The sequence below is a fragment of the Deltaproteobacteria bacterium genome, from assembly GCA_003696105.1.
GTDB lineage: Bacteria > Myxococcota_A > Polyangia > Haliangiales > J016 > J016.
The window spans coordinates 1-8,881 of record RFGE01000252.1; the positions used below are offsets into that span (position 1 = coordinate 1).

At 71.3% G+C, this 8,881-nt stretch carries 7 protein-coding genes; all 7 read right to left on the reverse strand.

Annotated features, from left to right (window positions below; genetic code table 11):
* Nucleotides 1–281: 281 nt before the first annotated feature.
* On the reverse strand, nt 282–2,171 hold the full coding sequence (locus D6689_16070; GenBank protein ID RMH39584.1) for a cobalamin biosynthesis protein CbiX: 1,890 nt from the start codon (nt 2,169–2,171) through the stop codon (nt 282–284).
* Nucleotides 2,172–2,196: 25 nt separating this feature from the next.
* Nucleotides 2,197–3,321 (reverse strand): hypothetical protein, encoded by a 1,125-nt coding sequence (locus tag D6689_16075; protein RMH39585.1) that lies wholly within the window; start codon nt 3,319–3,321, stop codon nt 2,197–2,199.
* Between the two features lie 280 nt (nt 3,322–3,601).
* The gene (locus D6689_16080) at nt 3,602–5,827 is read right to left on the reverse strand and encodes a TonB-dependent receptor (GenBank protein ID RMH39586.1); all 2,226 of its coding nucleotides are present in this window, start codon (nt 5,825–5,827) and stop codon (nt 3,602–3,604) included.
* 334 nt (nt 5,828–6,161) lie between these two features.
* Nucleotides 6,162–6,368, reverse strand: a complete 207-nt coding sequence (locus tag D6689_16085) for a Com family DNA-binding transcriptional regulator (GenBank protein RMH39587.1) — start codon at nt 6,366–6,368, stop codon at nt 6,162–6,164.
* Between the two features lie 165 nt (nt 6,369–6,533).
* Entirely contained in the window at nt 6,534–6,788 is a 255-nt protein-coding gene (locus D6689_16090) for a hypothetical protein (protein RMH39588.1), read from the reverse strand.
* Nucleotides 6,789–6,958: 170 nt separating this feature from the next.
* A complete protein-coding gene (locus D6689_16095; protein ID RMH39589.1) occupies nt 6,959–7,462 on the reverse strand; it encodes a hypothetical protein in 504 nt (167 codons plus the stop codon).
* 2 nt (nt 7,463–7,464) lie between these two features.
* Entirely contained in the window at nt 7,465–8,478 is a 1,014-nt protein-coding gene (locus D6689_16100; GenBank protein RMH39590.1) for an AAA family ATPase, read from the reverse strand.
* Nucleotides 8,479–8,881 lie beyond the last annotated feature (403 nt).

Genomic DNA, 8,881 nt, shown 5'->3' on the forward strand with positions numbered 1-8,881 from the left:
CCCCCGGTCGGTGTGCCGGCGTACAGGTCGCCACCGGCCGCGAACCCGCGCCGCCGTGTCCGGCCAGCCGCGGCGCGGGCTGTCGCGTGCCGCGCGGCGGGGCCCCGCGGAACCCGCACGCCGCGGGCCGCCCCGTTATGTCGTGCCGCCGGTGCGAGCACCCGGCGGCGACGACCTCGAGCCGATCCGGTCACCACCGCGCAGGACGGTGCGGGCGGCCGTGGTGAGCCGCCCGCGGACGGAAGACCCGTGGATCAGGAAGACGCGCTCGACGTCGCCGGCTACGGCGCGCCGGCGCGATCGGTTGTGCTCGACCGGCTGCCGGCGACTTTGCGGGTCATGTCCAAGGACGAGATGGACCCGCTGGTAGCGCCCAACAACCGAGCGCGCCCCTCGCGGATCTGCTCCTCGACCCAGCGCGCGAACAGCGGGTGTGGCGCGAACCCGTGACCGAGATCGAACTCGAGCCCGGCCAGTAGCTCGCGCGCCGGCCCGCGCCCGTTGGTGCGCGCCGGAACGACGATCGCACGCCCGCCGGCGGCCGACGCCGCGCGCACGAGCGCCCGGATCCGCGCGACCCAGGGCTCGCGCTTGCCCGGCCAGTCCTCGCGCCAGGTCCCGACCTCGACGGCGCGGAACGCGCCGGCCCCGTTGTCGCGCATCTGGCGCGCGAGAGACTCGAGCACCGCGACCCAGTGTTCGTTGCGCGCGTCGTCGCCGGCGCCGTGAGCCACGAGGATGATCGTCTCGCGTGCCGGGTCGCGCGACAGCTCGCGCGCTCGCTCGGCCAGCGCCTTGGCGAACAGCGGATGGTCCTCCAGCCCGCCGACCGTCGTGATCAGCGCCGCGCTGCGGATCCTCGGCGGCGGCGACGCCGCTCGCGCGGCGGGGACGTGGCCGCCGTGGCCGGTCGCCGCTGCGCGGCCGTGGCCGGTCGCCGCCGCGTGGCCGTGGCCGTGGCTGCCGTGGCCGGTCGCCGCATCGTGGCCGTGGCTGGAGCGCGCGGCGGCGCGGTCGTCCTCGACGTCGAGCCCGATCATGCGCTCGACGGTGGCGCGGAAGCTCGACGCCATGCCGAACACTCGCACGATCACGATGCCGCGCGCGCCGCGCGCTTCGAGCCGGCGGATCGCGCGCTCGACGATCGGCTGATCGGCCATGCAGAACGCAAACTCCGTCGGGTAGCGCGCGGTGACGTCGGCCAGCGCCGCGCGCATGGTCTCGTTCCAGTCAAAGTCCGATCCGTGCGCGAGCACAACGACGCCGATGTCGTCGGCGGTCAGCGTTGCGCGGTTTGCCTCGCGCCGTAGCCACAGGCTCACGGCCGGGTGCGGCGTGACCCCGGCGCCGGCGAGATCGACGCCGTCGGGGAGCTCGCGCCTCAGCACGGCGTCGAACGTCATCATGCCGTCGAGCTTCTTGCCGAGGTGAAACGGGACCACGACCGGGCGCTTTCCGCCGGATACCGCGTCGCGCAGCCGAGCGCGGCTGCCGGCCTCGATCGGATCGGCCTCCGAGTGGCCGACGCCGGACACCTCGTGCCAGACGACCGCGCGGACGTCCGCGAAGCCGAAGCCCACGGCGGCGGTCCGCGCGAGTCGCTCGAGCTCGTCGGTCATGCGCTCGCGCGACGCTTCGTCCGTGGCGCCGTAGCCGACGACGACGACGCGGCGGCCGGCGGGAGCGTCGATCCGACGGAGCTGATCGGCCAGCGCTTCGACGGCGAGATAGCTGGCGCCGAACCGGCGCGCGACGCGGGCGTCCGGGGCGGTGTCGCGGAGCAACGCGCGCGCGAGCGCCCAGCGCGGATGCGCCTCGGTGATGAACAGCGGCAGGACGATCATTCGCGTCGCGCCGCGCTGCCGAAGCCGCGCGAGCGCGGCGTCGATCTGCGCGCGGGTGCGCTCGTCGGTGACGAACACGACCTCCGAGGGGTGCTCGCGCTCGAGCTTTGCGACGGCGTCGCGGACCTCCTCGTTGCCGAGGAAGCCGCGATCGGGCGCGACGACGAGGAACGCCACCGCGGGCTCGGTCCGCTGCACCGCCGGCGGGCGTGCGCTGGGGGCCACGGCCCGCGTGGACGTGCACGCGGCCGCCGCGGCGGCGAGCGCGACGAGCGCGGCCCGCTGCCGCGCGACCGTGGGCAATCGGGTGGGGATGCACGTGTTCACGGATGCCTCCTGCGCCGATCGGCGGTCAGAACTCGGTGCTGCCGGCGCCGGCGTAGGCCCACCGCACGGTGAGCACTCCGTCAGCGTAGTCGGCGATCTGGAGCTTGGCGAACCCGCCGTCGGCAGTTCGCACGACGTATACGGCCGCTTTCGGCGTCGTGGTGTGCGTGGTCGGATCGTAGTCGTACCACCCGTTGAGCACGGGGTTGCCGGAGAACTCGCCGGATCCAGGCGGGCCGGGCAGCGGCAGCATGGTGTCTATCTCGTAGCCGTCGGTGGGCGCCGACGCGACGTCTTCGATCGCCGTGGCGCCGGTGTCGACGGCGCCGCCGGCGCCGGGGCCGCTGGTGCCGCTGTTGGTTCGCAGCTTCGTGCGCGAGACGCCGAGGTCCCAGTCGGTGCTCGCGCCCGGGTCGTCGATCGCGACGATCGCGCCGAGGCGCAAGCTCACGTAGACCCAGGCCGAGCCGTCCGATGCGTCCACCACGAGCGGCTCGGGCGGCGATCCGGCCGGCGGCTCGACCGGGCCCCAGCGGAACGTCGGAAACCCCGACGTTCCCGCGTCGTCGTAGTAGTCGAGCATCTGCAGCTTGAAGTAGCCGCCCTCGACGGTGCGGACCACGTAGACGATGTCGCGCGGGCTCAGGGTGTGGCTCGACGGATCGTAGTCGTACCAGCCGTCGCCGCCCAAAAACGCGGTGTCCGGGTCCTCGTCGTCGTCGTCGGAGTCCGGCGCGTCGACGATGTACCCGACCTCCGGCGCCCGCGACAACGCGTCGAAGTCGGCGTCCGGGAGCACCGCGACCTCGACGCCGCCGGTGCCGCTCGCGCCGCCGTTGGACTTGATCTTGAAGCGCTGAAACGCCAGATCCCAGTCGTCGCTGTCGTCGGGTGTCGCCGGATCGACCTCGGCTTTCGTCTCGAGGTCCAGGTACACCCACACACCCTCGCGGCTCGCGTCGACGCGGGTGGTCGTCGTGCCGTCGCCGTTGTCGGTGTGGGCGATCCGTCCGGGGACGTCGGCGTCGGTGCCGGTTCCGGCGTCCGCGCCAGCGGATGGATCGGGGCCGATGTCGTCGGCGCACCCGGCCACCGCGAGGCCCGCGGCGACGAGGGCGGTCGTGATCGGATTGCGCAGGTAGACAGGCATGGTCGTCGTCCTTTCGTTGTTGGTGTGACCGCGCGTCACGGCGCCCGCCGTTCGCGCTCGTCGTCGACGAGCCGCAGCGCGGGGCGCTTCGGTCGCTCGGATTGCTGTGCAAGGTTGGCCATTGCCGTCGCGACCACGGTCGCGAACGTCTCGTAATCTTCGCGAGTCATACGTACGGTCACCGGCCCGGCGTGCACGTGAACGGCGCCACACGAACACAGCTCCACGCGGTAGCCGGGCAAGTGAGCCAACAGCTGGCGTTGGCAAGCCTCGCCGGCGGTCATGGGATCTCCTTTCGCGTCGTGTCGCTCAGCGAGTAGCGGCCGGTCAGCCCGGCGTATAGGCGGCGAGGTGGTATCGGCACCAGGTCGGCGTCGCCGGCGTCGAGCGCGTTGGCGACGCCGGCGAACAGATCGAGGGCGTCGGTGATGCGGACGCGAACGCGGACGTCGAGATCGACGTAGGGGTCGGCGGCGATCGGCATGTCGTCGGCGTAGAACGTCCGCGCCCCGACGAGGCTGCCGCGGGCGGTCACCCGGGTGCGCCAGCGCGCGAGGTGGACGTCGATCTCGCCGGACAGCCGGTGCGCGGCGCGGCCGGGCAGCGCGCGATCCGCCTTCCGGTCGAGAGTGTCGAGCCACGCGTACGCCAGCGCGACGGTCGCCGGGCCCTGCCGGAGGCGCGCGCGAAGCTCGGCGCCGCGCGTGCGCGCCGAGGCGATGTTGACGTAGTGAAACCGGCGCGTGCCGTCGGCGCCGCTGTCGGGTGCGACGTCGGTGGCGATCATGTCGTGCAGGTCGGTGTGAAATGCCGCCGCGGCCAGCCACAGCCGGCGCGACAGCCGCGCCTCGACGCCGGCGTCGACGGTGCGCGACGTCTCGGGCTCGAGGTCTGGGTTGCCGTCGACGCGGTAGCCGGCGCTCGGGTTCTCGAACCGCAGCAGCAACTGCTTGAAACTCGGCGCGCGAAACCCCCACCCGTAGCTCGCGCGCGCAACCCAGCGTTCGGTCACGTCCCAGCGCGCCGCGAGCTTGGGCGTCGCGTGGGTGCCGAACTGCGAGTCGACGTCGACCCGCACGCCGGGCACCACCGCCACGTGGGGCTCGGCGCTGGCGAACCACTCGTCCTGGGCGAACACACCGAGCCGTCGACGGCGACCGTCGTCGCGCAGGCGCGGCGAGAACAGCGACTCGGTCGACGCCTCGGCGCCGACGGTCACGGCATGGCGGTCGGCGACGACGGCGTCGACCTGCACGTCGATCTCGGCGAGCGCCTCGCGGGTGCGCTCGAACTGGTCGAGGGCGTCGGAGCCGCGCTGGTCCGACAGGTACTGGTCGCGCAGGTGCGCGTAGGACGCGGCAGCGGTCACGCGCACCAGGGGCGCCGGCCGCCACGTGGCGCGGAGGCTGGCCGTCGCGATCTCGGTGCGCGTCGTTCGGTCGAACACGGCGCCGGACGCGCTGGCGTCGACGCCGCGGCGGTCGCGGAGGTCGTAGTCGCCCCGCGCGGCGAGCGTCACCTCCGACGTTGCGGCGACCGACGTCCGCGCCGCGACGTGCGCGTCGTCGTAGGCGCTGCCGGTGGTCGCCGGATCGGCCGGCGCGCGGTCGAACGCGTCGGCGCGGTGCCAGCCGGCGCTGATCCGGCCGCGCCACGGGCCGGCGGTGCCGGCGAGTCGGGCGCTGGCGTCGAGCGAGCCGCCGGTGCCGGCGGCGGCGTGGACGGTCGCCTCCACCGGAGACGCCGCGCTCCGCGTGATGATCTGGATGACACCGCCGATCGCGTCGGAGCCGTACAGCGCCGACGCCGGGCCCTTGACGATCTCGATGCGTTCGATGTCCTCGACCGCGAACCGCTCGAGATCGATCGCGCCGCCGACGCGGCCGATCGCGCGCTCGCCGTCGACGAGCACGAGCACGTAGTCGGGCGCGAGCCCCTGTACGCGCACCGCCGCGCCGCGAAACGACCGGAACACGTCGAGCCCGGGGTGATGCGCGAGCAGGTCGGCGACGTTCTCGGCGCCGGAAGCCTCGATCTGATCGCGGGTGATCACGTCGGTCGCCGTCGTCGTGGCGGCGAGTGGGTGCTCGGTGCGCGAGCCCGTCACGACGATCACCTCGCCGTCGAGGAGGTCGGCGTCGGCGGCGCTCGGGTCGTCGGTGTCGCCCGCGGCGCCCGCGCCGGCGCGATCCGCGCCGCCGTCGGAGCCGGCGCCGGCGTGCGAGATCTCGGCGCCAGCCACCGTCGCCGCCAGCGCCGCGGCTAACGCCAGCGAGCGCAAGCAGAGCCCCCGCGCGGACCTCCGACACGGGACGCGCCTGGCCGGGCGCGCGGAGGACAGGCTCGAAGGCCCGCGCGGGACACTCGCGATCATCGCGCCTCCACCGCCGCGGCGCGCGGCGCGCAGAACATCCGCTGCAGCGCGCGGATCTGGTCGGGCGACGGCGGCAAGACGCCGAACCCGCGCGCGGCGACAGCGGCGAGTTGGTCGACGTCCTTGACCCATGCGTAGGGGCGGCCGCACGCGAACAGCTCGTAGGCGTGGCCGGTGATCCCGGCGGGCAACAGCAGCGACACCCGGCGCGCCGGGTGCCACAGTTGCACCGCGGCGAAGCCCGGCGGCATGTGGAGCCGGCGCGGGTGCGTCGGCGGGAGCTGGCGCACGATCCACGCCCCCACGCGCGTGACCTCGACGCGCTCGCGCGGATCGTGCGGTGGTGGAGGCCACGGCTCGTTGCAGTTGGGCATGCGATATCTCCGAATCTCGATGCGGTGCGGCGGTCCGTGCGCCGGCGGGCTCTGGATTCGGGATCGCGGGCCGCGGTGCCGTGCGGGCGGGGTTACTCGGTCGGCGGCCTCCGTGGCGATGGACGCAGCCGGACTTCGCGGGGCGCGTCGCGGAGATCCTCGAGGGTCACGACGGCCGTGCGCCGGCAGCGCGGGCACTTGAGCTCCACGCCGGCGCCAGCGCGGCGCGCCAGCAGGCGTCCGCACGCGCAGCGAACTTCGTCATCGCGGGCCACGGACAAATCAATATTGATTTTCAAAACCAAAGTCAAGAAAAAAGCAACCCGTCGGGATGGCCGCCCGCAGGCTCCGCCCCGGCCGCATCCTCGACGCGGCACGGGCGCACCTCCCCGTGGGTCCCTCTGCGCCGACCGTCGAGGGCTTCACGGAGTCGAGCGGGCACACCACCTGGTCGTGCAAACGCCTCAGGTTCTCGCCCTCGTCGACGGCGGCCATCTGGCGCCACACAAGAAGTCCCCCGGGAGGAGGAGCCGGAAGTCCTCCTGGAAGTGGGTGCGCATCTCGCTGACCCACTGTATGACGAGCCCGGTCGGCGCGACGAAGAGGACGCGGCGGACCCGGCCGCGGATCGTCAGCTCGCGCAGGATCAGCCCCGCCTCGATGGTGTTGCCCAGCCCAACCTCGTCGGCGAGCAAGTAGGTGACGCAGTCGCCGGACATGGCCCGCGGACCGCTCCAGGCTTTCGACTGGGTCCACGATGACGCGGACCGTCGCGCCCTACGCGGGCAGCCACACGTCGACGACCTCGGTGCCCCACAGGCGGCTCTGGGTGACGACCTGGCCGACCTTCCGAGTCGCGGGGAGCCAAATCCAGTCGCCGAGGTTCATGTCAGGCCACGTTGAGCGGGTAGTTGGGAAACACGCTCGCCCACGTCGCCGGTGTGACGACCACGCAGTCCTTGACGTACTGCCGAGCCCACGCCGTCGTGGTCTCCTGCCGAAGACGTGCCAGCAACCTGTTCTTGAAGTCTCCGAGAAGCGCTGGATCCGGGCTCCCGACGCCGAGAAGGCAGACAAGGATGAAACGCTTCCCATCCCGCTTCATCAGATGCAGGAAGGTGTAGCTGTCCCTGGCCTTGGGAACGAGCTCATTGTGGATCAGCCCGTTGCCCTTCATCTTCTTGCGAAAACTCCTCAGCTCCTCCTCCCGGTACGGGTCCGGCGCCCCTTCAGGATCTTTGACCTCGATCAGAAGTGATCTCGATGCCTCTTCGACGACGAAGTCCACGAGCGCCATGCCGTAAGGGAGCGGGGTGCCCCGCTGGTCCAGCCGCTCCACCCGGGCCGAGCCCGGGAACCTCAGCTCCATGCGCCCTTCACGCACCGTCGCCATGGTCACTTCGACTCCAGAGCCCGCTGGACGTCACGCTCGTAGAGATCGGCGAACGTGCCGGATATGGCGTTGGGGTGCATGTGCAGAAAGTCTTCGGTCGCATGGTGCCTGACCGTGCCGTGGTCGTCCCGATACAGGGAGTGGAAGCGAACCCGGTCACCTGCCTTCATCCGCAGGTCAAACTCCTTGAGCAGCACGTAGTCGTGGGTCGCGAGCAGGATCTGCACGCCCATGCGCTGCAGCTCCAGCAGGATCTCGACCAGCGTGCCCATCTTCTTCGGGTTGAGGTTGGCTTCGGGCTCGTCCCAAAACAGCACCGAGCCGTCGAGCAAGGTGCCGTTCTGGATCAGCAGCCAGAGCAGCGCGAGCTTGCGCATCCCCTCGGCGAGCAGCGTGAACTCGAGGTTGCCCTGCTTGTTCCGCAGGAAGAACGTCTCCTCCTTGCGGATGACCTTGCCCTGGATGTCCGTCTGAATGATCCGCAGGAGGTTGCGGCGCCAATCGTTGTGCGGCCCGCGCAGGATGTCGCGGAAGGCTCGCAGGATGATGTCCCGGTAGATCTCCTCAAACTCGATCTCGCGCAGCTCGTACAGCGACAGAAAGCCGGGCGCGTTCGCGAGCATCTCCTTCACCGGGATGTAGGCCGACTCGATCTCGGCCGCCGTCCAGCCATCCTTGCCGGTGATGCGTGCCGAGCTCGGCTCCGTGGCGTGGTTACTGAACGAGATTCGGAGCTTCGTGCCTCCCCGGTAGATCTCGACCGCTGCCCGGCTGCTTTTGCCCGTGCGATGGACGAGTCGCCCAATGCGGCGTTGGTACGGGAGGAAGGTGCGGATCAGCTTGGCCGCGAAGCTGGCCTTGGTCTTGGTGATGTCGCAGGCGGCGTAGGCCACCTTGAGCAGGTGGGTCTTTCCGGTGCCGTTCTCACCGATGAAGATGTTGATGCCGGGCGACAGCTCCACGTCGAGCTGCTCGAAGGCGGTGAAGCGCTCGAGCTTGATTCGGGTGAGGCTCATACGTCTCCTCCCAGCCGCATGGTCGCGACATCGTAGTACATGAGCAGCTTCTCATCCTCCTGGATGACCTGGGTACGTGAGCTTTTTCGCGACGTCGGCGATGGTCTAGTCGTCCTGCTCGTCGTAGCAGTGCTTGAACCCGGCGCAGACCGCCTCGGTGCGGAACTGCTTGATCTTGCGCGTCGTCGAGGTCTTGTAGTCCTCGAACTCCCGCAGCAGCGTGCGAATGTCACTTCTCACGATCATGACCCACGAATTCTCACGATCATGACCCCGGGGTGGTCCGAGGAACGGCGCAGGTGAGGTAGCACAGGTTGTGGATAACGGGTTAGGACCTCCTGCGGGGACGGGGTGTGCGGTTGGCGTCGGCGGCGCCGGGGCGCCAGCGGCGGCGGTAGCTGTC